Source organism: Streptomyces sp. SAI-135 (genome assembly GCF_029893805.1).
Taxonomy (GTDB): domain Bacteria; phylum Actinomycetota; class Actinomycetes; order Streptomycetales; family Streptomycetaceae; genus Streptomyces.
On the sequence record NZ_JARXYP010000002.1, the window covers coordinates 4,623,763 to 4,648,095 of the forward strand.

Sequence of the window (24,333 nt, forward strand, 5' to 3'; positions counted from 1 at the left end):
CATGGCTGAACAGTCCCCTCCCGTCGTCGCCGAAGGCGCCTCCGCCCCTGAGAGTCCCGCTGCGGGGCAGGGCATCTCACGCCGTGCCCTGCTCGGCACCGCAGGTGCCACCGGACTCGTCCTCGGAGCGGCCGGCGGGGCCGTGGGCTACGCCGCCCAACCCGCCGCGGCGACTCCGCTGACCTCGGTCGGCAGCGACGAGGTGATGTTTCACGGGAAACATCAGCCGGGCATCACCGAGGGCCTCCAGGCGCGCGGCCACCTCGTCGCCTTCGACCTGGCGGCGGGCGCCGGCCGCAAGGAGGCCGCCGCGCTGCTGCGCCGGTGGTCGCAGACGGCGAAACGGCTGATGGCGGGTGAGCCCAGCGGGTCCGACGACACGGATGTCGCCCGGGACGCCGGACCCTCCTCGCTGACGCTGACCTTCGGCTTCGGCCACAGCTTCTTCTCCCGCACCGGGCTGGAGAAGCAGCGGCCCGTCGCCCTCGACCCGCTCCCCGACTTCTCCTCCGACCAGCTCGACAAGGCCCGCAGCAACGGCGATCTGTGGGTGCAGATCGGCGCCGACGACGCCCTGGTCGCCTTCCACGCCCTGCGCGCGGTCCAGAAGGACGCGGGCGGGGCGGCGAGGGTGCGCTGGCAGATGAACGGCTTCAACCGCACACCGGGGGCCACGGCCCACCCGATGACGGCCCGCAACCTCATGGGCCAGCTGGACGGCACACGCAATCCGAAGCCCGACGAGTCCGACTTCGACCAGCGCGTCTTCGTCCCGGAGTCCGGCACGCCCGCGTGGATGGCGAACGGCTCCTATGCGGTCGTACGACGGATCCGGATGCTGCTGGACGACTGGGAGAAGCTGTCCCTCGGGACGCAGGAGGCCGTCATCGGGCGCCGCAAGGCGAACGGCGCGGCCCTGTCCGGGGGCACCGAGACGACCGCGATGGACCTGGAGAAGACGGACGCCAAGGGCGAGCTGCTCGTCCCGCTCAACGCGCACGCCCGGATCACCCGGCCCGACCAGAACGGGGGCGCGGCCATCCTGCGCCGCCCGTTCTCGTACCACGACGGCATCGACGCGGACGGGACACCCGACGCGGGGCTGCTGTTCGTCTGCTGGCAGGCGGACCCGTTGCGCGGCTTCGTCCCGTTGCAGCGCAAGCTCGACCGCGGGGACGCGCTCTCGCAGTACATCCGGCACGAGTCGAGCGGGCTGTTCGCGGTACCGGGCGGGGCTGCGGAGGGGGAGTACGTGGGGCAGCGGCTGCTGGAGGGGTGAGGTCACGCCGGTTCACCCGGTCGTGAGACGCGTGGGCCCCGCTCCACAAGGGCCATTAGGGTGAGGTCATGCCAGCGAGCTATGCGTATCTCGGCCCTGAGGGGACCTTCACCGAAGTCGCGCTGCGAACGCTTCCCGAGGCGGCGACCCGCCAACTGATCCCGTACGTGTCGGTGCAGTCGGCACTGGACGCGGTGCGCGCGGGTGAGGCCGAGGCCGCGTTCGTGCCGATCGAGAACTCCGTCGAGGGCGGCATCACCACCACCCTCGACGAGCTGGTCGCGGGCGCCCCGCTGATGATCTACCGCGAGGTGCTGCTGTCGATCACCTTCGCACTGCTGGTCAGGCCGGGCACCCGGCTCACGGACATCAAGACGGTCTCCGCTCACCCGGCCGCCCAGCCGCAGGTGCGCAACTGGCTGAAGAAGCACCTGCCGGACGCCCACTGGGAGTCGGCCGCCTCGAACGCGGACGCGGCCCGGCTGGTCCAGGAGGGCCAGTACGACGCGGCCTTCGCCGGCGAGTTCGCGGCCGCCCGGTACGGCCTGGAGGCGCTGGAGACCGGGATCCACGACGCCGAGAACGCGCAGACGCGGTTCGTGCTGGTCGGCCGCCCCGCCCGGCCCGCCGCACCGACCGGGGCCGACAAGACCTCCGTCGTGCTGTGGCAGCGCGACGACCACCCCGGCGGACTGCGCGACCTGCTCGGCGAGTTCGCCACCCGCGGCATCAACCTGATGCTGCTCCAGTCCCGGCCCACGGGCGCCGGTATCGGCAACTACTGCTTCTGCATCGACGCCGAGGGCCACATCACCGACCGCCGGGTGGCGGAGGCGCTGATGGGGCTGAAGCGGATCTGCCGCGAGGTGCGTTTCCTGGGTTCGTACCCGCGTGCGGACAAGGACCCCGCGGACCTGCGGGCACCGCTGGCCGGCACCTCGGACGAGGAGTTCATGGCGGCCTCGGACTGGGTGGCCCGGTGCCAGGACGGCCGCTTCTAGCAGCGGTCCTACCTGCAGATTTTAGTTATCCACAGGAGTTATCCACAGGTCCGCTTCTCGACCTGGGGACAAGTCGACAACAAAAGGTGACCCTGTCGACAAATCGGCCCTCAGACCCCATCGGCGTCCACACGCACGCAGGTCACCCTTCGTCCACTGTTTTCCTTTAGGCAATCCTTTGGGGTGACCTCTTTCCACTCGAAAGTAGGGGTAAAAGCAGGTTTGCGGCGGGAATCCTCAGAGCGGCCCCCAGGTTTCGGAGTGATCAATTCCGAAATCCACAGATCATCCGCACACCCTGTGGATAACTTCTTGAAGGGTGTGGATTCCTGTGGACAACCGCGCACCAAGTCCCGCCCTCCACAAGGGAGTCGGGTCAACCCGGCTCCTTGCCCCTGCTTCCTCCGGGGACCCGGCCCGCCTTTCATTGACACGCTCCGCAATTCGCCCATAACGGTACGTAAGCCGCAATGCGGTGCGTCGCGGAATAGTGAGTCGTGGGCCGTATCTCCGCACCGGTAGCCTTGGCTGCGTGATTGACCTTCGCCTGCTCCGTGAGGACCCCGACCGAGTGCGCGCGTCCCAGCGCGCCCGTGGAGAGGACGTCGCCCTCGTCGACGCCCTCCTGTCTGCCGACGAGCGGCGCAGGTCGTCCGGCGTCCGCTTCGACGAGCTGCGTTCCGAGCAGAAGGCGCTCGGCAAGCTCATCCCCAAGGCCACTCCGGAGGAGCGTGCCGAGCTGCTCCAGAAGGCGGAGCAGCTCAAGGCCGACGTCAAGGCCGCCGAGGCCGCCCAGAGCGAGGCGGACGACGAGACCAGGCGCCTCACACTCCAGCTCGGCAACCTCGTCCACCCCGACGTCCCCGTCGGCGGCGAGGAGGACTTCGTCGTCCTGGAGACGCACGGCACGATCCGCGACTTCGGCGCCGAGGGCTTCGAGCCCAAGGACCACCTGGAGCTCGGCGAGGCGCTGGGCGCCATCGACGTCGAGCGCGGCGCCAAGGTGTCCGGCTCGCGCTTCTACTACCTCACCGGCGTCGGCGCGCTCCTGGAGCTCGCACTGGTCAACGCGGCGATCGCGCAGGCCACCGAGGCCGGTTTCACGCCGATGCTCACCCCCGCGCTGGTCCGCCCGCGCGCCATGGAGGGCACCGGCTTCCTCGGCCAGGCCGCGGAGAACGTCTACCACCTGGAGAAGGACGACTACTACCTGGTCGGCACCTCCGAGGTCCCGCTCGCCGCGTACCACATGGACGAGATCCTGGACGCCGACCAGCTGCCGCTGCGCTACGCCGGCTTCTCGCCGTGCTTCCGCCGCGAGGCCGGCACCTACGGCAAGGACACCCGGGGCATCTTCCGCGTCCACCAGTTCGACAAGGTGGAGATGTTCTCGTACGTCGCCCCCGAGGACGCGGAGAACGAGCACCACCGGATCCTGGAGTGGGGAGAAGCAGTGGCTGACCGGCCTCGAGCTGCCCTTCCAGGTCATCGACGTGGCCTCGGGCGACCTCGGCGCCTCCGCCTCCCGCAAGTTCGACTGCGAGGCGTGGATCCCGACCCAGGGCAAGTACCGCGAGCTGACCTCGGCCTCCAACTGCGACAGCTTCCAGGCGCGCCGCCTCTCCGTCCGCATGCGCGACGGCAAGAAGGTCCAGCCGCTGGCGACGCTCAACGGCACGCTGTGCGCCGTACCGCGCACCATCGTCGCCATTCTGGAGAACCACCAGCTGCCCGACGGCTCGGTGCGGGTGCCCGAGGTCCTGCGTCCGTATCTGGGCGGCCGGGAGCTGCTGGAGCCGGTCGCCAAGTGAGCCAGGCCTTTCCGTACCGGCTGATCGCGACCGACCTCGACGGCACCCTCCTTCGTTCCGACGAGTCGGTCTCCCCGCGCACCCGTGACGCGCTCGCCGCGGCCACCGCGGCGGGCGCCGCCCACATCGTCGTGACGGGACGCGGGGTGCCCTGGACCCGGCACATCCTCGACGACCTCGGCTACGACGGTCTCGCGGTCTGCGGCCAGGGTGCCCAGGTGTACGACGCCGGGGAGCACCGTCTGCTGACGTCGGTGACGCTGGACCGGCAGCTGGCGGGCGTGGCCCTCGCGAAGATCGAGGCGGAAGTCGGTCCGCTGTACCTGGCCGCGAGCCGTGACGGCCTCGAGGGAGACGTTCTGGTCGGGCCGGGCTACGCGGTGACGGGGAAGCTGCCCTCGATGCCGTTCACGGACGCGTCGGATCTGTGGGCCGCCCCGCTGAACAAGATCTACATACAGCATCCCGAGCTGTCGGACGACGAACTGGCCGAGGCGGCCCAGCGGGCCGCGGGCGGCTTCGTCACGGTCGCGATGGCGGGCGAGGGCATCGTGGAACTCCTCCCGCTGGGCCTGTCCAAGGCCACCGGCCTTTCCCTGGCCGCCCGTCGCCTGGGGCTGAAGGCCGCGGACACGATCGCCTTCGGCGACATGCCCAACGACATCCCGATGTTCGCCTGGGCCTCCTACGGCGTGGCGATGGCGGACGCGCACGAAGAGCTCAAGGCGGTGGCCGACGAGGTGACGTCCTCCCCCGAGGAGGACGGGATCGCGGTGGTGCTGGAGCGGTTGCTGGGCTGACGGTCCCACCTGGTCCCGCAGGGGCGGGATCAAGGGGACCTGGGGACATGGGGACATGGTCCAGGAGCGAGGTCGAGGGCAGGCCGGCGCCCCGGCCCGGTGGCGGCGGCAACACCGAGCGGAACCCCGGCCCTTCGTGACCCACTCCGGCAGAAGCCCGGCTGAGTCCCAGTGACAACGTCTCGCGGAGGATGCACGAATCGAACGTGCGCGGGCTTTTCAGGCCCGACCTTGGCTTAGCAAGCCAGTGCCTTACCACTCGGCCAATCCTCCGGGTGGGCGGCCTCACGCGAGAGCGACATCGCGTGCTCGAAGCGGCCGCCCCGGGCTTCCTGCGGGTGGACTCGACGGTGGCGTAACTACACCGGAGTCCTCCGCGGGCCGCCCTGGCGGGAGCTGGACGGACTGTCGTGCATGGACATCGCCCCGCTCCTCCCCGGATCGCGGCGCCGGACCGTCGTCCGGCGGTGTGGACACCACCACTGTGCCCGTGCGACGAGTTGGGCGCCACTGAATAAATGCGGCCGGGTGTTCGAAATCTACCGGCGCCGCCACCGCCGCCGGCGCTTGCTGAAGAACCACCCGGCAGGTGGCTCGTCCGAGCGCCAGGGCTGCGGTTCGGGCTCCTCCTCGCGCCAGCGCGCGGCCAGCATCCGGGCGCGGGCAGACGGCTCGGTCGTCCCGGCGGACCGTATGAAGTCCTCGTCCAGCACGAGGTCGTCCCAGTCGTCTGCCATGCCCTTCCCCTTCGACTCGCAGCCCGGCATTGCCCTGTGCCCAGTGTGGCCGGACACCGATGAAGTCCCCGTCAGTAAGCGGGAGGTGAGGGGAGGTTCCTACTCCTCGCCCGCCGGCGTCAGCGACCGCAGCTTCTGTCCCGCGTACCAGGTCGCGAGGACGGTCACCACGACCAGCAGCACCGTGGCCGTCGGCAGTCCGACGTCCGAGGTGACCAGGTCCCCGCCCGCGACCTTGTGGGCGACGGCGAGCGACCACTGCTGGACGCTCAGGGTCCTCGCCCCGGAGACCAGGGAGCCGAACAGGGCCTCCCAGACCAGCGCGTAGACGAGCCCGAAGACCACCGCGTGCCGGGACACCGTGCCGAGCAGCAGGAAGAGCGCCGCGTAGGCGATCGAGGAGACCAGTGCGGCCACCGTGTAGGCGACGGCGATCTGCTGGCCGTTGCCGTTGAGGATGAAGCCCGCGATCAGCGTCGGCAGCGCCGAGAACACCATCGTGACGGCGATCGCCACGATCAGCTTGGTGAAGATGATCGTCGGCCGCTTGACGGGCTTGGACAGCAGGTACACCACCGAGCCGTCGTCGATCTCCGGGCCGATCGCGCCCGTTCCGGCGATGACACCGATGATGGGCACCATCGTGGCGAGCGCGAGTCCGCCCAGCAGGTCGGAGGCGGTCTGGTCGTCGGCGCCGACCAGACCGCGCACGATCACGGAGATCAGGATCAGCAGCACCGGCAGGGCGCCCAGGATGAGGGCCCGGCGGCGGCCGAGCAGGGCCCGGTAGGTGAGTCGGGCGACTGTGGGGTCGTACATCTTCGGCCTCCTACGCCGCGACGAGATACGAGAAGACGGACTCGAGCGACTCGTCGGACGGCGAGACCGTGAGCAGCCGGATGCCGTGGTCGCGCGCGACCTTGGGCAGCAACGCGGTGAAGCGGCCGAAGTCGACGGCCTGGATGCGCAACGCGCCCTCCGCCAGGTCGACCTCGATGCCGGACGTCGACGGGTCGGCGATCAGCGCGGCCGCGAGCGCGCGGTCGTCGCTGGAGCGCACCAGATAGCGGTGCGGGCGGTCCGTCATCAGACGGCGGATCCTGCGGAAGTCACCGCTGGCCGCGTGCCGGCCGGCGACGACGACCTCGATGTGCCAGGCGAGCTGCTCGACCTCCTCCAGGATGTGCGAGGAGAACAGCACGGTGCGGCCCTCGTCGCCCATCCGCCGCAGCAGGTCCATGAGCTGCATGCGCTGGCGCGGGTCCATGCCGTTGAACGGCTCGTCGAGCAGGAGCAGCGAGGGGTCGTGGACCAGCGCGGACGCCATCTTCACGCGCTGGCGCATGCCCTTGGAGTACGTGGAGATCTTGCGGTCCTGCGCGTACTCCATCTCGACCGTGGCCAGCGCCTTCTGGGCGGCCTTGGCGCCCAGGCCGTGCAACTCGGCGTTGGCGACGACGAACTCGCGGCCGGTGAGGAAGTCGTACATCGCCTCGCGCTCGGGGACGATGCCGATGTGCCGGTAGATGGCCTCGTTGCGCCACACCTGCTGTCCGTCGAGGGTGACGGTGCCGGTGGAGGGGGCGAGGAAGCCGCCCATCATGTTGATGAGGGTGGACTTCCCGGCGCCGTTGGGGCCGAGGAGGCCGGTGACGCCGGGGCCGATCGTCATGGTGATGTCGTTGACGGCGACCACGTTGCCGAACCAGCGGGAGACGTGGTCGATCTGGAGCGTGGTCACAGTCCCACCTTCTTGTAGCGGCGCATCAGGAGGCCGTAACTGGCGGCGATCAGGCCGAGGGTGAGCAGGACGTACACCACGCCCTGGCCGGTCGAGGGGCCGTGTTCGCCCGGCAGGGCCGCGGTCGCGCCCAGGAAGGCGGACTGCACTCCGTCGATCAGCGTGACCGGCGAGAACAGGCCGATCCACGGAATGGCGGACGTGCTGCCCTGGGCGTCGGCGATGGCCTGGAGGGTGGTGACGGCGCCGTAGGAGATGGTGAAGACGGCGATCACGGCCGCGATGCCGAAGCCGCGGCGCGGGGTCACCGCGGCGATGACCAGGCCGATACCGGCGAAGAGCAGCGAGAGCAGCGCCACGGAGACGAGTCCCTGGCCGAATCCCTTGGTCTGGTCCGTGAAGTCCAGCTTGGCCAGCAGCGCGCCCACGTAGAGCACGATCAGCGGGGCGGCGGTCAGGATGAACATCGCGGTGGCCAGGGCCGCGTACTTGGCGCGCACGTAGTCGGCGGTCTCGATGGGCCGCGAGAAGTACAGCGGCACGGTCTTGAAGCGCAGGTCGCGCGAGACGGACTGGGGCGCCTGCGAGGCGACGTACAGGCAGATCACGGACTGCATGATGATCGCGTAGCGGGTGTAGTCGACCGGCAGGTCGTTCGCCTTGGTGGCGACCGCGACGGCCACCATGATCGCCGCCGGCACGCACATCACCGCGAACAGCAGCATCGGCAGCACCTTGGACTTGACCGAGCGGCCGAGGCCGTAGGCGCCGCGCAGGGACTGCGAGTAGAGCGAGCGGGTGGCGTAGGAACGGCCGAGGCGGGGGCCGTCGTAGGCGCGGTAGCCGATGTTGTGGATGCGGGTCTGGTCACCCGAGGGGGCGGTGACCGGGTGCTCAACTGCCATGGCCGACGGCCTCCTTCCGCTGCTCGTCCTCGTTCGTGAAGACTTCCGAGATGTGGTGCCTGCGCTGCTCCATGCGGACCAGGCCGAGGCCGAGATCGGCGACGACGTCCCGGACGACGTCGTAGGTCTCCTCGCCCTGGGCGGTCAGCAGCAGGATGTGGCCGGCGCCCGGCAGACCGGTCCGGGAGTCGAGGACCTCCACCCCGCGCGCGTGGAGCGCCTCGCGCACCGCGCTGGTGCCGTCCGGGTGGTCGTCGCTGTCGGTGACCTCGACCGCGAGCGTCGTGGTGGTCTGGGTGAAGTCGGTGGTGGAGCTGGAGCGCAGCAGTTTGCCGCCGTCGATGACGACGACGTGGTCGCAGGTGCGCTCCAGCTCGCCCAGCAGGTGGGAGGTGACCAGGACCGAGATGCCGAAGTCGGTCCAGATGCGGCGGATCAGGCCCAGCATGTCGTCGCGGCCGACCGGGTCGAGGCCGTTGGTCGGCTCGTCGAGGAAGACCAGCTGCGGGTCGTGCACCAGCGCCTGGGCGAGTTTCACTCGCTGCTTCATGCCGGTGGAGTAGCCGCCGATGGGGCGGTAGCGCTCCTCGTACAGGCCGACATGGCGCAGGGTGTCCGCGGTGCGCTCGCGCGCGGCGGTGGGCGGCAGTCCGGACATCCGGGCCATGTGCACGACGAACTCGGTGGCCGAGACGTCGGGCGGCAGGCAGTCGTGCTCCGGCATGTATCCGACCCGCTCGCGGATGGCGGCGCCCTTGGTCGCGACGTCGAGCCCGAGCACTTCGGCGCGGCCCTCGGTGGCGGGGGACAGACCCAGCAGGATCTTGATCATGGTGGACTTGCCGGCTCCGTTGGCGCCGACGAGGCCGGTAACACCGGGCCCGACATCCAAGGAGAGCCGGTCAAGCGCGGTCACCCGGGGGAACCGCTTGCTCAGGCTTTCGGTCGCGATCACAGTCACATCTCCGACAGTAGTGACGCGGACCACTCAGGTCGTCACCCCGCAGAGCTGCATCGGCATCAGACTCCAGGCGTACGGGCACCTAGGGGTCACCCTGAGGTCCGACAACCGTGCCCGCCCTTTCCACATCGGCGGGTTTTTCCACAGGCCGACCGGCCCTATTGACGCAGCCTCCGATGACTGTCACATTCGCCAGTGTCACGTTACGGACACGTACCGCGGTCGATGGGGACGAGGCGGCATGACCACAGCGATGCACGGCGAACGCTCCACCGGGTTGCGGGGGTTCCGGAAGGTCCAAAGGCTCGCGTACGAGTGCGCGGAAGCGGTCGCGGCCCGCCTGGAACCCGGTGTGACCGAGCGGCAGGCCGCCCGGATGCAGCGCGAGTGGCTGCGCGCGCGGGGCGTACGGGACTGGTTCCATCTGCCCTTCGCCTGGTTCGGGGACCGCACGGCGTTCACCGGCTTCCGCGTCCCGCTCCAGTTCTTCCCCACCGACCGCCGCCTGGAGCCCGGGATGCCGTTCATCCTGGACATGGCCCCGGTGTACGAGGGCTGCACCGCGGACATCGGCTACTCCGGCTCGCTCGGTGTCAACCCCGTCCAGGACAGACTGATGGCCGACCTGGAAACACACCGCGAGCTGATCCTGCGCGAGGTCCGCGAGCGGCGGTCGCTGCGCGAGATCTACGAGGACGTCGACCGCCTCATGGTCCGCCAGGGCTACGCCAACCGGCACCGCGCCTACCCCTTCGGCGTGATCGCCCACAAGGTCGACCAGGTCAGGCAGCGGCGCTGGACACCCCATGTGTTCGGGTTCGGCGTCCAGTCCCTGAAGGGCCTCGCCACCGACGCGCTGCACGGTCACCGGGAGGGCTGGTCACCGCTGTGGTCGCCGTACCGCTTCTCCGACCACCCGCCGCAGCCGGGGCTGTGGGCGGTCGAACCCCACCTCGGCTTCCGGGGCACCGGCGCCAAGTTCGAGGAGATCCTGGTGGTCACCGACTCCCGGGACCCCGAGGAGAGCGCCTTCTGGCTGGACGACGATCTGCCGCACGTGCGGCGCTGGGCGGAGGAGAAGTGACCTTGCTCGAAGGTGCGCGCGAGCGCCGGGTACGCACCGGCGGCGTCGAACTGTCCGTGGCCGAACTGGGCGACCCGGGCCGGCCGACCGTGATCCTGGTGCACGGCTACCCGGACAGCAAGGAGGTCTGGTCCGAGGTCGCCCCACGCCTCGCCGACCGCTTCCACGTCGTCCTCTACGACGTCCGCGGCCACGGCCGGTCCACGGCACCCCGGCCGCTGCGCGGAGGGTTCACCCTGGAGAAGCTGACGGACGACTTCCTGGCCGTCGCGGACGCCGTCAGCCCGGACCGGCCCGTGCACCTGGTCGGACACGACTGGGGCTCGGTGCAGTCCTGGGAGTTCGTCACCGTGCGGCGCACCGAGGGCCGCATCGCCTCCTTCACCTCGATGTCCGGACCGTCCCTCGACCACTTCGGCCACTGGATCGCGGGCCGCCTGAGCCGCCCCACCCCCCGCCGGATCGGCCAGCTCCTCGGTCAGGGCGCCAGGTCCTGGTACGTGTACGCCCTGCACACCCCCGCCCTGCCCGAACTGGCCTGGCGCGGCCCCCTCGGCAAGGCGTGGCCCCGCATTCTGGAGCGCGCGGAGGGGGTTCCCGCCCACGGCTACCCGACCGCCTCACTGTCCCGCGACGCGGCCCACGGCGCCTGGCTGTACCGGGACAACATCCGGCCCCGGCTGCGCCACCCGCGCGCCGACGCGTACGCACACGCGCCTGTGCAGCTCATCACGCCCCTGGGAGACGCGTTCCTCTCCGAGAAGCTCTACGACGGCCTGGAGCAGTGGGCACCGCAGCTGACCCGGCGCACCCTGCCCGCCAAGCACTGGATCCCCCGCTCCCGGCCCGACCAGCTGTCCGCATGGATCACGCAGTTCGTGACCTCCGTAGAAGGGGGCCGGCCCGCCGTCCGGGCGACCGGCAAGTACGCCGACCGGTTCGGCGGACAGCTCGTCCTCGTCACCGGCGCGGGCAGCGGCATCGGACGGGCCACCGCGTTCGCCTTCGCCGAGGCCGGCGCGCGCGTGGTCGCCGTCGACCGGGACGCCGAGTCCGCCGCCCGCACCGCCGAACTGTCCAGACTGCTCGGCGCCCCCGAGGCCTGGGCGGAGACCGTCGACGTCTCCGACGAACAGGCCATGGAGAAACTCGCCGCCAAGGTCGCCGCCGAGTACGGCGTGGTGGACGTCCTGGTCAACAACGCCGGCATCGGTCTCGGCGGGCCCTTCCTCGACACCACCACCGAGGACTGGAAGAAGGTCCTCGACGTCAATCTGTGGGGCGTCATCCACGGCTGCCGGCTCTTCGGACGGCAGATGGCCGAGCGCGGGCAGGGCGGGCACATCGTCAACACCGCCTCGGCCGCCGCCTACCAGCCCTCCAGGGCGCTGTCCGCCTACGGCGCCTCCAAGGCCGCCGTCCTCATGCTCAGCGAGAGCCTGCGCGCGGAACTGGCCGGCCGGGGGATCGGTGTCTCGGCGATCTGTCCCGGGTTCGTCAACACCGCCATCACCTCCACGGCCCGCTTCGCGGGCGTCGACGCCGACGAGGAGAAACGCCGCCAGAAACGCACGGCCCGCCTCTACAGGCTGCGCAACTACCCGCCCGAGAAGGTCGCCGACGCGATCCTGCGGGCGGTCGTACGCAACCAGGCCGTCGTACCCGTCACCCCCGAGGCCCGCGGCGCGCTCGCCCTGTCCCGGTGGGCGCCGAGGGCACTGCGGGCGATCGCACGGCTGGAGCCGCCGCGGTGAGCCACCGGATCGCCCCGCGCAGGGTGGCCTTCGACTGGTCCCGCACGCCGCTGCACTGGATCCCGGGCGAGCCCACCGCCACCCACGTCATCAACGTCCTGCACCTGCTGCTGCCGGCGGGGGAGCGCTGGTTCGTGAAGGTCTTCAAGGAGGGGCTGCCGCTGGTCACGGACCCCGAACTCCGCGCGGCGGTCAAGGGGTTCATGGGCCAGGAGGCCACCCACAGCGTCCAGCACACGCATGTGCTGGACCACCTGGCGGCACAACGGCTCGACACCGCCGCCTTCACCAAGTACGTCGACTTCCTCTTCGAGCGGCTGCTCGGCGAACGCCCACCGCTCAACGCGCCCGTCCCCGCGCGCGAGTGGCTGCGGTTCCGGCTGTCGGTCGTCGCCGCCGTCGAACAGTTCACGGCGGTGCTCGGCGACTGGGTGCTGGCCGCGGACGCCCTCGACCGGGCCGGCGCCGACGAGGTCATGCTCGACCTGCTGCGCTGGCACGGCGCCGAAGAGGTCGAACACCGCGCGGTCGCCTTCGACATGTACCAGCACTGCGGCGGCACCGGCGCACCCCGCTACGCCCGCCGGATCGCGGGCATGGCGGTGACGGCCCCGGTGATGCTGTACCTGTGGGTATGGGGCACTGCCTACCTCATGCGTCACGATCCACAGCTGGCCGGGCGGCTGCGCTACTCCCTCAAGGAACACGAGAAGGCCGTACGAAAGGGTCTGCTGCCGGCCTGGCGGGAACTGGGCGCGGCCGTACCGCGCTACCTCCGGCGGTCCTACCACCCTTCGCGGGAAGGGTCGTTGAGCCGTGCGGTGGAGTACCTGAAGCGGTCCCCGGCGGCGAAGGCGGCCTCGTGAGCGACACCCCCGCCTACCGGATCGAGGACCTCGCCCACCTCAGCGGGGCCACCGTCCGCACCATCCGCGCCTACCAGGACCGCGGACTGCTCCCCCGCCCCGAGCGCCGCGGCCGCGCCAACATCTACACCGGCACCCACCTCGCCCGGCTGCGGCAGATCTCCGATCTCCTCGACCGCGGTTACGGCCTGGCGTCCATCAAGGAGTTGCTGGAGGCGTACGACTCCGGCCGCGGCCTCGGCGGGATCCTCGGCCTGGTCGCCGAGGTCGACGGTCCGTGGACCGACGAGGAGGCCGGCAGGATCTCCCGCGCCGAACTGGACGCACGCTTCGGCGGCACGCCCGACGAGGCCGCGGTCGCCGAGGCGGTAGAACTCGGTGTGCTGGAGCCGGTGCCCGGCGACGAGGACTCCTTCCTCGTACCGAGTCCCCAAGAGCTCGCCGTGGCCGTCGAGTTGCATGCCTCAGGAGTCCCGCTCTCCGCGATCGCGCGCCACCTGCGGGAGTTGAGAGGACAGGTCGAGCACATCGCCTCCCGTTTCCTGGAGTTCACCACCGAGCACGTCTTCGCCCGCTACCTGCAGGGCCCGCACCAGCCGACCGACGCCGACGCCGCCGAAGCCGCCTCACTCGTACGACGGCTGCGACCGCTCGCGCAGCAGACCGTGGACGCGGAACTGGCGCGTGCGATGCGTCTGTTGGCGGTACGGCACCTGCGACAGCACCTGGGCTCCGGGGAGCAGCCCGAAGGGCGGTCGGAGTCACGGTTCGTGGCGGTGCCCGAGGAGACGATTCGGGCCGTGGAGGAGCTTGTTGGGGAGGAGCGGGTGGCGGATTTCTTTGTGCTGGCGGCCGAACGGGAGGTGCGGGCAAGGAAGTTGGATGCGCTCACGTCAAGTGGACGGCCGCCTGACGATGTTGACGAAGGGGGCTGACATGACGGGTAGTTGTCCACAGAAATGCCAAGTGCCCTGTGGATAACTACAGTTGGTTGTGGACCAAACATGCGGACCAAAATCATTCGCGTGATTCACGTCTCTCCCGGCACCCTGGCGACATGGACGAAAGACGCACCGTGAAGGTGTCGAAGTACCTCTCGAAACACCTGCGCCACCAGCCCGAGCGGATCGGGCTCACTCTCGACGAGGCGGGCTGGGTCGAGATCGACGCCCTGCTCGCCGCGACCGCCGCGCACAACTTCCGCATCAGCCGTGAAGAACTGGACCAGGTCGTCGCCGCGAACGACAAACAACGCTTCGCCGTCGACGGCACCCGCATCCGCGCCAGCCAGGGCCACAGCATCGAGGTCGACCTCGGACTTCCCCCGGCGACCCCGCCGCCGTACCTCTACCACGGCACCGTGGCCCGCGTCCTGGACGCCATCCGCGCCGAGGGACTGCGCCCCATGAACCGGCACGACGTGCACCTGTCCGCCGACCGCGAGACCGCGACCCGGGTCGGCGCCCGCCGCGGACGCCCCGTCGTGCTCTCCGTGGACGCGGCAGCCATGCACCGCGACGGCCATGTCTTCCACGTCAGCGCGAACGGGGTGTGGCTGACCCGGACCGTACCGCCGCGCTATGTGCGGTTTCCCGAGTCGCACTGACCCCCTTCCAGGCATGATCAGTGGTATGGACCACCTCTCCACCACCGAGGCCGCCGTCACCGCGATCCGCCTACTCGCCGCCGAGTACGGGCTCGCCATAGAGGTGACCCACGACATCGGCGCCGACCAGACCTCCCGTCGCAGCGCCGCGGGCGTCGGCGTCATCACCGACCCGGACGGCACCCTGCCCCACGAGGCCTACATCGAACTCGGCGGCCGACCCCAGGTGGACATCCGCCTCTTCCCGGACGACGACGCCCTGATCACCGTCGACGGAGTCGAGTGCCCCGACCTCGCCCGCGACGACGTCCCCGCCTTCCTGCGCGCCCTCTACGAAGGCCACGCCTGGGTCAAGGCGCGCCGCTTCCCGCCCGGCCACTTCCTGATGGTGCCGCTCCCGGGTGACCGCGTGCACAAGGAGTTCATCCCGGTCGGCCTCAGCCCCTGGCTCAGCGGCCGGACGCGGTGACCCTGCGTCACTGTTTCACGTGAAACACGGCCCGGCGCATACGCTCGGACACATGAGTCTGCGTCTGAGCACCGTGATCCTCCCCCACCGCCGCTGGAACGAGGGGGGCCGTGAGACCTGGCAGCGCGCGGAGCAGCTCGGCTTCCACACCGGATACACCTACGACCACCTCTCCTGGCGCACCTTCCGTGACGGGCCCTGGTTCGGTGCCGTGCCCACCCTGACCGCGGCCGCGGGCGTGACCGACCGGCTGCGCCTGGGCACCCTGGTGACCTCGCCGAACTTCCGGCACCCGGTGACCCTCGCCAAGGAACTGATCACCCTCGACGACATCTCCGGTGGCCGCGTCACCCTCGGCATCGGCGCGGGCGGCACCGGTTTCGACGCCACCGCACTCGGCCAGGACCCCTGGAGCCCGCGCGAGCGCGCCGACCGCCTCGCCGAGTTCATCCCGCTGCTCGACCGCCTCCTCACCGAGGACTCCGTGTCCTACGAGGGCGACTTCTACTCGGCGCACGAGGCCCGCAACATCCCCGGCTGCGTCCAGCGGCCCCGGCTGCCCTTCGCCGTGGCCGCCACCGGTCCGCGCGGCCTGAAGCTCGCCGCCCGCCACGGGCAGGCGTGGGTGACCACCGGTGACCCGAAGCTGTACGAGAACGGCACACCCGAGCAGTCCCTCCAGGCCCTCCGCGGCCAGATCGACAAGCTCACCGACAGCTGCGCGGCGATCGGCCGGGACGTGAGCACACTGGACCGGATCCTGCTCACCGGTTTCACCCCGGACCGCGGACGTCCGCTCACCTCCCTCGACGCGTTCGTCGACTTCGCGGGGCGCCACCGGGAACTGGGCTTCACGGAGCTCGTGATCCACTGGCCGATCCCCGACTCGGACTTCGCCGCCGAGCAGAAGGTCTTCGAGCAGATCGCCATGGAGGCCCCGGCACAGCTGGGCTGAGAGGGCGTTCCCGGGGCGGGTGGGGCCCGCCCCGTGTCGTCCGTGTCTCACCCGTGCGGGCACCCGCACGGACGTGCACGCATATGCGGGAGAATGAGCGGGTGACCTCAGCGACTCGACAGCCCGAGACCCCGGCCGCCGGCATACCGCCGCGCCTGATCGCCACCGATCTCGACGGCACTCTGCTGCGCGACGACAAGTCGGTGTCCCCACGCACGGTCGCGGCCCTCGCCGCCGCCGAGGAGGCCGGCATCGAGGTCTTCTTCGTCACCGGTCGCCCGGCCCGCTGGATGGATGTCGTCAGCGACCACGTCCACGGCCACGGCCTCGCCATCTGCGGCAACGGCGCCGCGGTGGTCGACCTGCACGGCGGTCCCGGTGCCCACCGGTTCGTGAAGGTGCGCGAGCTGGCCCGGGAGAACGCGCTGGACGCCGTACGGCTGCTGCGGGAGGCGGCACCCGGCACGGTGTACGCGGTCGAGCAGACGTACGGCTTCTACCAGGAGCCGGACTATCCGAAGCTGCACATGGAGATCCCGGACAACCTCGCGCCCGCCGAGGAACTGCTGGCCGAGGACGGTCCCGGTGCCGCCGAGCCGGTGCTGAAGATCCTCGCCTACCACCCCTCGCTCGACCCGGACGCCTTCCTCACCCTGTCCCGGCTGGCCATCGGCGACCGTGCCAACGTCACCCGGTCCAGCCCCAGCGCCCTGCTGGAGATCAGCGGCCCCGACGTCTCCAAGGCCAGCACGCTCGCCCTGTGCTGCGCCGAGCGCGGCATCTCGCACGAGCAGGTCGTGGCTTTCGGAGACATGCCCAACGACGTCGAGATGCTCACCTGGGCGGGACAGTCGTACGCGATGGGCAACGCCCACCCCGACGTGATCGCGGCGGCCTCAGGGCGGACCGTCGCCAACAACGACGACGGGGTGGCCGTGGTGATCGAGCGGATGCTGGAGCGGCTGTAGCGGGCCGTCGGAGCGGCTGTAGGGGCGTCGCGGGTCCGCGGAGGAACACCCCGCTCGGCTCAGCCGACCGGCACCCCGCGGGCCGACAGCCACGGCACCGGGTCCACGGCCGAGCCGGTCTCGGGTGTGACCCGCACCTCGAAGTGCAGGTGCGGGCCGGTCGAGTTGCCGCTGGTGCCCGACTGGCCGATCCACTGCCCGGACGCGACGCTCGCCCCCTGGTCGACGGTGACGGCGGCGAGGTGGGCGTACTGCGTGAAGTAGCCGTCCGCGTGCTCGATCACGATCTCGATGCCGAAGGCACCGCCGCAGGACACCTTCACCACCCGCCCCGCGCCCACCGCCCGCACCGGCGTCCCGATCGGCACCGCGAAGTCCTGCCCCGTGTGCCGGCTCGCCCACCGCGTCCCACCGCTGCCGAACCCGGCGGACAGCTCGTACCCCACCACCGGAGCGACCCAGGTGCCCTCCGCGGCCCGCTGCGGTTGGTCCAGGGGCACGGCGCCCCGGCACGAACCGGCCGCCACCGAGGCGTCGGCCTGTCCCTGCAACCGCCCTCGCGCCTCCTCCAGTGTCTGCTCGATCTCCCCCTTCAGAGCGGCGAGTTCGGCCCTGCGCCGCTCCAAGCCGCGCCAGACCGCCGCCGCCTTCGCTTCGTCCGCCACCAGCCGCGCCTCGGCCCGTCGGCTCTTCTCGACCGCGTTGTCGACGGCCAGCCTCGTCCGGGAGAACACGTGTTGGCCCCGCATCAGGTCGGCGGGATCGGTGGCGAAGATGATCTGTGCGGTGAGCGGGAGACCGCCGCCGTCGCGGTACTGGGCCCGGGCGATACGGCCGAGTTCCTGGCGCAGCACGGCGATCTCCCGCCGCTCCCTCCCCAGGAGCTCGTCGAACCACTGCGTCCGCGCCCGCTGCGCCTCCGCCTCCTGGCGCCCCGCCTCGTACCGTTGGGTCGCCAGCGCCGCGTCCTGGTACAGCCGCAGCACCTGCGCACCGGCCCCCGGATCACCGTCCGTCCGGGGGCCCCGGCCGTCCGCGGCGTCCGCCGGCCGTGCCGCCAGCATCACGCACGCGCACAGCAGAGCCGGAACGAGCAGCGGATGGCGGCGAGGTGATCGCATGTCAGCGATCCTGTCCCGGGCGTCCGGACGCGGTCCTGTTCAAGTCGTACGGCCGGGGGACCCATTGCTGCGGACGGGTTCAGCACGAGGGGCCTCAACGCGCCGCCACCAGCAGCTCCGACTCCGCCTCCCGCTCGGCCATCCCCCGCAGGGGCCCCTCCACACCCGCCGCCAGCTCCGCATAGGAACCCCGCTGCACGACCCGCCCCTCGTCGAGAACGACCACCTCGTCCACCGACTCGAGCCCGGCCAGCCGGTGCGTGATGAGAAGGGTCGTACGGCCCTCGGTGGCGGCCAGCAGATCGGCCGTGAGCGCGTCGGCGGTCGGCAGGTCGAGATGTTCGGCCGGCTCGTCCAGCAGCAGGACGGGGAAGTCGGCGAGCAGTGCCCGGGCCAGCGCGAGCCGCTGGCGCTGGCCACCGGACAGCCATGCCCCGTGCTCGCCGACCAGGGTGTCCAGCCCGTCGGGCAGGCTCTCGGCCCAGTCGAGCAGCCGGGCCCGCCGCAGTGCGTCCCGCAACTCCTCCTCACTCGCGTCCTTCTTGGCGAGGAGCAGGTTCTCCCGCACCGAGCTGTCGAAGAGGTGGGCGTCCTGGGCGCACAGACCCACCAGCCGCCGTACGTCGTCGCTGTGCAGCCCGTAGGCGTCCACACCCCCCAGGGTGTAGGTGCCGGAGTCCGCGTCCAGGAAGCGCAGCAGTACCTGTGCGAGCGTCGTCTTGCCGGAGCCTGAGGCGCCGACCACGGCGATCCTCCTGCCCTCCGCGAGGGTGAGGTCGAGACCGGCGAGCGCGTCCCGGTCCTGGCCCTCGTGCCTGGCGGTCACTCCCCTGAGGACGACCGGGAACGGCGAGGCGGGCGCCTGCCGAGCGTGCTCCGGCTCCCGTACCGGCTCGGGCGCGTCCAGGACCTCGTGGACGCGCTCCGCGCTCCTGCGCACCCGCTGGCGGTACTGCACGGCGAGCGGCAGTCCGAGGACCGCCTCGAAGGCAGCCAGCGGAGTGAGCACGACGACGGCCATGGCGACCCCGCCGAGCCGCCCGGCCGCGACCGCCTGGGCGCCGACAAGAGCGGTCGCGGTGACGGTCAGGCCGCAGATCAGGGCGGTGAGGCCGTCACCGAGTGCGGTGGCGGTGGCGGCGCGGGAGGCGATCCGGGTGAGGACGCCGTCGGCCCGCCGTGCCTCGGCGGCACGGCCCGGCAGGGCACCTGCGACCGTCAACTCCGCGGTGCCGGTGAGGAGATCGGTCACGCGGGTCGACAGTTCCCCGCGGGCGGGGGCCAGCCTGCGCTCGGCACGGCGGGCCACGGCCCCCGTGATGAGCGGGACACCGGCACCGGCGGCCAGCAGGCCCACGGCCAGCGCCGCACCGGCCTCCGGCAGCAGCCAGGCCGTGAAGCCCACGGAGGCCGCCGACACCACGACGGCGGCACCGGCGGGCAGCAGCCAGCGCAGCCAGTAGTCCTGCAGCGCGTCCACATCGGCGACGAGCCGCGAGAGCAGATCCCCCCGGCGAGCCGTGCGCAGACCGGCGGGCGCCAGCCGCTCCAGACGCCGGTACACGGCGACCCGGGTGTCGGCGAGCATGCGCAGCACCGCGTCGTGCGACACCAGCCGCTCCGCGTACCGGAACACGGCCCGCCCGATCCCGAAGGCCCGGGTCGCCGTCACGGCCACCATCAGATACAGCACGGGCGGCTGCTGCGAGGCCCGCGAGATCAGCCAGCCGGAGGTGGCCATCAGTCCCACGGCACTGCCGAGGGCCAGGCTGCCGAGCAGCAGCGCGAGCGCGAGCCGGCCTCGTCGGGGGCCGGACATGGCACGGACACGGGCGAGAACGCTGCGCGCCCGGACGTTCTGCTCTTCCTTCCCGTGCTCGGCGTTCACGGGTCCGACGGCCTCGATCGTGCGCGCCGGGGCCGTGCCGGTCACGGTGGGCGCGGGGACCGGTGCCGCGGGCTCCGACAGCCGCACGACCCGGTCCGCCACCCCGAGCAGCGCCGGCCGGTGCACCACCAGCAGCACCGTCCTCCCGGCCGCCAGCCGCCGTACCGCCGCCACGACCTCCGCCTCGGTCGCCCCGTCGAGCGCCGCCGTCGGCTCGTCCAGGAGCAGGACCGGACGGTCCGCGAGGAACGCCCGGGCCAGCGCGAGCCGTTGCCGCTGCCCGGCGGAGAGCCCGGCCCCGTCCTCACCGAGCACGGTGTCGGAACCCAGAGGAAGGGCGTCGACGAACTCGAGGGCTCCCGCGTCGGCCAACGCCCGCCGTACCGCGTTCTGGTCGGCGTCGGGTCGTGCCAGCTTGACGTTCTCGGCGATCGTCCCGGCGAACAGCTGCGGCCTCTGCGGCACCCATGCGATGCGTGACCGCCACTGCTCCAGGTCGGCCTCGGTGAGATCGGTTCCCCCGATCCGCACCCGCCCCTCGGTCGGGGACACGAATCCCAGCAGGACGTTCAGCAGCGTCGACTTGCCCGCCCCGCTGGGCCCGACCAGCGCGACCGTCTCACCCGGCGCCACCTCGAAGGACACGTCCGTGACGGCGTCCCCCGAGCGGCCGGGGTACCTGACCGTGACCCCCTCGAAGGCCAGCGCACCGGCGGGTGCGACAGCCGTGCCCGATTCCGGTACCGGCGTCTCCAGCACCGAGAAGATCTCCTCGGCGGCCGCCAGCCCCTCCGCCGCCGCGTGATACTGCGCACCCACCTGCCGCAGCGGCAGATACGCCTCGGGGGCCAGGATGAGGATGACCAGGCCGTCGTACAGGTCCATCTCGCCGTGGACCAGACGCATCCCGATCGTGACGGCGACCAGCGCCACCGAGAGCGTCGACAGCAGCTCCAGGGCGAAGGAGGAGATGAAGGCGATCCGCAGCGTCCGCATGGTCGCCTGCCGGTACTCCCCGGTGATGCGCCGGATCGACTCGGCCTGCGCCTTGGCCCGGCCGAACACCTTCAGCGTCGGCAGCCCCGCGACGACGTCCAGGAAGTGGCCTGACAAGCGCGACAGCAACTGCCACTGACGGTCCATCCGGGACTGCGTGGCCCAGCCGATCAGCACCATGAAGACCGGGATGAGAGGCAGGGTTCCGACGATGATGGCCGCCGAGACCCAGTCCTCGGTCACGATCCGCGCCAGCACCGCCACCGGCACGACCACCGCAAGGCCCAACTGAGGCAGATAGCGCGAGAAGTAGTCGTCGAGGGCGTCGACTCCCCTCGTGGCGAGGGCGACCAGGGAACCCGTCCGCTGCCCGCTCAGCCAGCCGGGCCCGAGCGTGGTCGCCCGTTCCAGCAGTCGCCCCCTCAGCTCCGACTTCACCGCCGCACTCGCCCGGTGTGCGGCGAGCTCGGTGAGCCAGGCGACGAGTCCACGGCCGACGGCGACCGTCGCCAACAGCAGCAGGGGAGTGCGGAGTTCGGCAACCGCCAGGCCGTGCTGGAACGCTCCGACCACGATCTCGGCGATGAGCATCGCCTGCGCGATGACCAGCAGGGCTCCGACGCCTCCCAGGCCCACGACGGCCGCCAGGAACAGGCGGGTGGCCCGGGTGTATCGGAGCAGACGCGGGTCGATCGGTTTCACGTGAAACACACCCTCTTCTCAAAGGGCATGTTTCACGTGAAACATGCCCCATATCGGGCTCAGTGTGCGGCTTCGGCGATGTGCTGCGTACCGATGCGCTTACGGAAGACCCAGTACGTCCAGCCCTGGTAGAGCAGGACGATCGGTGTGGCGATCCCCGCACACCAGGTCATGATCTTCAGGGTGTACGGGCTCGACGAGGCGTTGGTGACCGTCAGGTTCCAGTCCGCGTCGAGGGAGGACGGCATGACGTTCGGGAAGAGCGTCAGGAAGAGCATGGCCACGGCGGCCACGATGGTGACGCCCGACAGCGCGAACGACCAGCCCTCACGACCCGCCTGGTTGGCCACCAGGGCGGCGACCAGCGCGGCCACGGCGACCACCAGCGCGACCAGGCTCTTGGCGTCACCGCTGTCGACCTGCGTCCAGAGCAGGAAGACCAGCGCCAGCACAGCCGTGACAAGACCGATCCGGGTCGCCAGCTTCCGGGCCCGCTCCCTGATCTCCCCGACGGTCTTCAGGGCCGTGAACACCGTTCCGTGGAAGGTGAACAGGGTCAGCGTCACCAGCCCGCCGAGCAGGGCGTACGGATTGAGCAGGTCCCAGAGGGAACCCACGTACTCGAAGTGCTGGTCGATCTTCACCCCGCGCACGATGTTGCCGAAGGCCACGCCCCACAGGAACGCGGGGATCAGGGAGGCCCAGAAGATCGCGTTCTCCCAGTTGCGCTGCCAGTTCTCCTCGGGCCGCTTGGCCCGGTACTCGAAGGCGACACCCCGGACGATCAGGCAGACCAGGATGACCAGCAGCGGCAGGTAGAAGCCGGAGAAGAGGGTCGCGTACCAGTCGGGGAAGGCGGCGAAGGTCGCACCGCCCGCCGTCAGCAGCCAGACCTCGTTGCCGTCCCACACGGGACCGATGGTGTTGATCAGGACGCGCTTCTCGGTCCGGTCGCGGGCGAGCAGCTTGGTGAGGACACCGACTCCGAAGTCGAAGCCCTCCAGGAAGAAGTAGCCGATCCACAGGACGGCGATGAGCACGAACCAGACGTCGTGAAGTTCCATGACTCGATCTCCCTCGGCCTAGTACGAGAAGGCCATCGGCTTGTCGGCGTCACGGGTGTCGCCGCCGATCTTCGTGGGCGGGTTGAGGTCGGCCTCGCTGAGCTCGGGCGGGCCGGCCTTGACGTACTTCACGAGCAGCTTGACCTCGACGACGGCGAGGATGGCGTACAGAGCCGTGAAGACGAGCATCGAGATGAGGACCTCGGCCTGGGAGACGCCGGGGGAGACCGCGTGCCGGGTCTGCAGGACGCCGTAGACGACCCACGGCTGGCGGCCCATCTCGGTGAAGATCCAGCCCCAGGAGTTGGCGATCAGGGGGAAACCCAGGGTCCAGATCGCCACGAGCCAGTAGAGCCTGCCGAGCTTGGGGCTGAGGGCCTTGTTCTTGAACAGGACCAGGTGCGGCACCTCGTCCTCGCCGACCCTCAGGTGCTGCGGGAGCATGAACTTCTTGCGGGTCAGCCAGAGTCCGGCGAGACCGATGGCGAAGGACGCCATGCCGAAGCCGATCATCCAGCGGAAGGCCCAGAAGGTGACGGGGATGTTGGGACGGTAGTCGCCCGGCCCGTACTTCTGCTGCTCGGCCTTGTTGACGTCGTTGATGCCGGGGACGTACGAGGTGAAGTCGTCGTTGGCGAGGAAGGACAGCAGGCCCGGGATCTCGATGGCCACGCTGTTGTGGCCCTTCTCCACGTCGCCGTAGGCGAAGATCGAGAAGGGTGCGGAGTCCTGGCCGTCCCACAGGGCCTCGGCGGCGGCCATCTTCATCGGCTGCTGCTTGAACATGACCTTGCCGAGCGTGTCACCGCTGATCGCGGTGAGCATGCCGGCCACGACCACGGTGACGAGGCCGAGGCGCAGCGAGGTCTTCATCACGGCGATGTGCTTCTTGCGGAACAGATGGAAGGCCGCGATGCCGACCATGAAGGCGCCACCGGTCAGGAAGGCGGCCGACATGGTGTGGAAGACCTGGGTGAGCGCGGTGTTCTGGGTCAGCACCGCCCAGAAGTCCGTGAGTTCGGCGCGGCCCCGCTCCTTGTTGATCCGGTAGCCGACGGGGTGCTGCATCCACGAGTTGGCCGCGAGGATGAAGTACGCCGACAGGATCGTGCCGATCGAGACCATCCATATGCAGGCCAGGTGGACCTTCTTGGGCAGCTTGTCCCAGCCGAAGATCCACAGGCCGATGAAGGTGGACTCGAAGAAGAAGGCGATCAGTGCTTCGAAGGCGAGCGGGGCACCGAAGACGTCACCGACGAACCGCGAGTAGTCGGACCAGTTCATGCCGAACTGGAACTCCTGCACGATGCCGGTGACCACGCCCATCGCGATGTTGATCAGGAAGAGCTTGCCCCAGAACTTGGTGGCCCTGAGGTACTTCTCCTTCTCCGTGCGCACCCATGCGGTCTGGAGGCCCGCCGTGAGGGCGGCCAGGGAGATCGTCAGGGGGACGAACAGGAAGTGGTAGACGGTGGTGATGCCGAACTGCCAGCGCGCCAGGGTCTCCGGCGCCAGAGCCAGGTCCACGTCGCCGCTCCTTACCTCACAGGCTTGTGGAACAAATGCTTGTAAAGCGAGCGCTTGTGAAAGCGTTCACATTCACAAGCAATTATGACGCATGGCAG

20 protein-coding genes, 1 tRNA gene and 1 pseudogene are annotated in these 24,333 nt (G+C 70.5%); 12 read left to right on the forward strand and 10 right to left on the reverse strand.

All coding sequences use genetic code 11. The features are described from left to right. The first annotated feature begins 1 nt into the window (after position 1). From efeB to M2163_RS25415, 4 genes and pseudogenes are all read left to right on the forward strand, one after another. Positions 2–1,279: an iron uptake transporter deferrochelatase/peroxidase subunit gene (gene efeB, locus M2163_RS25400; RefSeq protein WP_280850560.1), complete on the forward strand. Its 1,278-nt coding sequence runs from the start codon at positions 2–4 to the stop codon at positions 1,277–1,279. Positions 1,280–1,347: 68 nt separating this feature from the next. Further along, complete coding sequence (gene pheA, locus M2163_RS25405; protein ID WP_280850559.1) at positions 1,348–2,280, forward strand: prephenate dehydratase; 933 nt, start codon at positions 1,348–1,350, stop codon at positions 2,278–2,280. A 532-nt stretch (positions 2,281–2,812) separates the two neighbouring features. Further along, positions 2,813–4,091: pseudogene (gene serS, locus M2163_RS25410) on the forward strand (serine--tRNA ligase). Next, entirely contained in the window at positions 4,088–4,891 is an 804-nt protein-coding gene (locus M2163_RS25415; RefSeq protein ID WP_280850558.1) for an HAD family hydrolase, read from the forward strand. Before serS ends, M2163_RS25415 begins: the two are co-directional and overlap by 4 nt. A 185-nt stretch (positions 4,892–5,076) precedes the next feature. On the opposite strand, the gene M2163_RS25420 is transcribed toward M2163_RS25415, so the two are convergent. From M2163_RS25420 to M2163_RS25445, 6 genes are all read right to left on the reverse strand, one after another. Beyond that, positions 5,077–5,164: transfer RNA gene (locus M2163_RS25420), tRNA-Ser, on the reverse strand. 266 nt (positions 5,165–5,430) lie between these two features. Next, entirely contained in the window at positions 5,431–5,628 is a 198-nt protein-coding gene (locus M2163_RS25425; protein WP_280850557.1) for a hypothetical protein, read from the reverse strand. Between the two features lie 99 nt (positions 5,629–5,727). After that, positions 5,728–6,447, reverse strand: a complete 720-nt coding sequence (locus tag M2163_RS25430; RefSeq protein WP_280895125.1) for an ABC transporter permease — start codon at positions 6,445–6,447, stop codon at positions 5,728–5,730. A 10-nt stretch (positions 6,448–6,457) separates the two neighbouring features. Further along, positions 6,458–7,369: an ABC transporter ATP-binding protein gene (locus tag M2163_RS25435; protein WP_059208138.1), complete on the reverse strand. Its 912-nt coding sequence runs from the start codon at positions 7,367–7,369 to the stop codon at positions 6,458–6,460. Beyond that, complete coding sequence (locus M2163_RS25440) at positions 7,366–8,274, reverse strand: ABC transporter permease subunit (protein ID WP_280850554.1); 909 nt, start codon at positions 8,272–8,274, stop codon at positions 7,366–7,368. The genes M2163_RS25435 and M2163_RS25440 overlap by 4 nt, the downstream gene beginning before the upstream one ends. Next, entirely contained in the window at positions 8,264–9,229 is a 966-nt protein-coding gene (locus M2163_RS25445) for an ABC transporter ATP-binding protein (protein WP_280854150.1), read from the reverse strand. Before M2163_RS25445 ends, M2163_RS25440 begins: the two co-directional genes overlap by 11 nt. 247 nt (positions 9,230–9,476) lie before the next feature. Between M2163_RS25445 and M2163_RS25450 the strand changes: the two genes are divergently transcribed. The 8 genes from M2163_RS25450 (at position 9,477) to M2163_RS25485 (ending at position 16,937) form a co-directional block, all read left to right on the forward strand. After that, positions 9,477–10,319, forward strand: coding sequence for a M24 family metallopeptidase (locus M2163_RS25450; RefSeq protein ID WP_280895126.1), 843 nt, complete (start codon positions 9,477–9,479; stop codon positions 10,317–10,319). After that, positions 10,316–12,073 (forward strand): SDR family oxidoreductase, encoded by a 1,758-nt coding sequence (locus M2163_RS25455; protein ID WP_280895127.1) that lies wholly within the window; start codon positions 10,316–10,318, stop codon positions 12,071–12,073. Before M2163_RS25450 ends, M2163_RS25455 begins: the two co-directional genes overlap by 4 nt. Beyond that, entirely contained in the window at positions 12,070–12,939 is an 870-nt protein-coding gene (locus tag M2163_RS25460; RefSeq protein WP_280895128.1) for a metal-dependent hydrolase, read from the forward strand. Before M2163_RS25455 ends, M2163_RS25460 begins: the two co-directional genes overlap by 4 nt. Beyond that, positions 12,936–13,874, forward strand: coding sequence for a MerR family transcriptional regulator (locus M2163_RS25465; protein WP_280895129.1), 939 nt, complete (start codon positions 12,936–12,938; stop codon positions 13,872–13,874). The genes M2163_RS25460 and M2163_RS25465 overlap by 4 nt, the downstream gene beginning before the upstream one ends. 122 nt (positions 13,875–13,996) lie before the next feature. Further along, positions 13,997–14,545 (forward strand): RNA 2'-phosphotransferase, encoded by a 549-nt coding sequence (locus tag M2163_RS25470; protein ID WP_280850549.1) that lies wholly within the window; start codon positions 13,997–13,999, stop codon positions 14,543–14,545. Between the two features lie 25 nt (positions 14,546–14,570). Further along, positions 14,571–15,014, forward strand: coding sequence for a hypothetical protein (locus M2163_RS25475; protein WP_280850548.1), 444 nt, complete (start codon positions 14,571–14,573; stop codon positions 15,012–15,014). 52 nt (positions 15,015–15,066) lie between these two features. Continuing rightward, the gene (locus M2163_RS25480) at positions 15,067–15,969 is read left to right on the forward strand and encodes an LLM class flavin-dependent oxidoreductase (protein WP_280895130.1); all 903 of its coding nucleotides are present in this window, start codon (positions 15,067–15,069) and stop codon (positions 15,967–15,969) included. An 83-nt stretch (positions 15,970–16,052) separates the two neighbouring features. Then, complete coding sequence (locus M2163_RS25485; RefSeq protein WP_280895131.1) at positions 16,053–16,937, forward strand: HAD hydrolase family protein; 885 nt, start codon at positions 16,053–16,055, stop codon at positions 16,935–16,937. Between the two features lie 59 nt (positions 16,938–16,996). Here M2163_RS25485 and M2163_RS25490 read toward each other — a convergent pair whose 3' ends face one another. The 4 genes from M2163_RS25490 to M2163_RS25505 form a co-directional block, all read right to left on the reverse strand. Continuing rightward, entirely contained in the window at positions 16,997–18,058 is a 1,062-nt protein-coding gene (locus M2163_RS25490) for a M23 family metallopeptidase (RefSeq protein ID WP_280895132.1), read from the reverse strand. A gap of 94 nt (positions 18,059–18,152) precedes the next feature. Then, entirely contained in the window at positions 18,153–21,644 is a 3,492-nt protein-coding gene (gene cydD, locus M2163_RS25495; RefSeq protein WP_280895133.1) for a thiol reductant ABC exporter subunit CydD, read from the reverse strand. A gap of 59 nt (positions 21,645–21,703) precedes the next feature. Further along, complete coding sequence (gene cydB, locus M2163_RS25500) at positions 21,704–22,708, reverse strand: cytochrome d ubiquinol oxidase subunit II (RefSeq protein WP_280850544.1); 1,005 nt, start codon at positions 22,706–22,708, stop codon at positions 21,704–21,706. 18 nt (positions 22,709–22,726) lie between these two features. Continuing rightward, positions 22,727–24,235 carry a cytochrome ubiquinol oxidase subunit I gene (locus M2163_RS25505; RefSeq protein ID WP_280895134.1) on the reverse strand — a complete coding sequence of 503 codons (1,509 nt, stop codon included), beginning with the start codon at positions 24,233–24,235 and terminating at the stop codon, positions 22,727–22,729. Between the last annotated feature and the right edge of the window lie 98 nt (positions 24,236–24,333).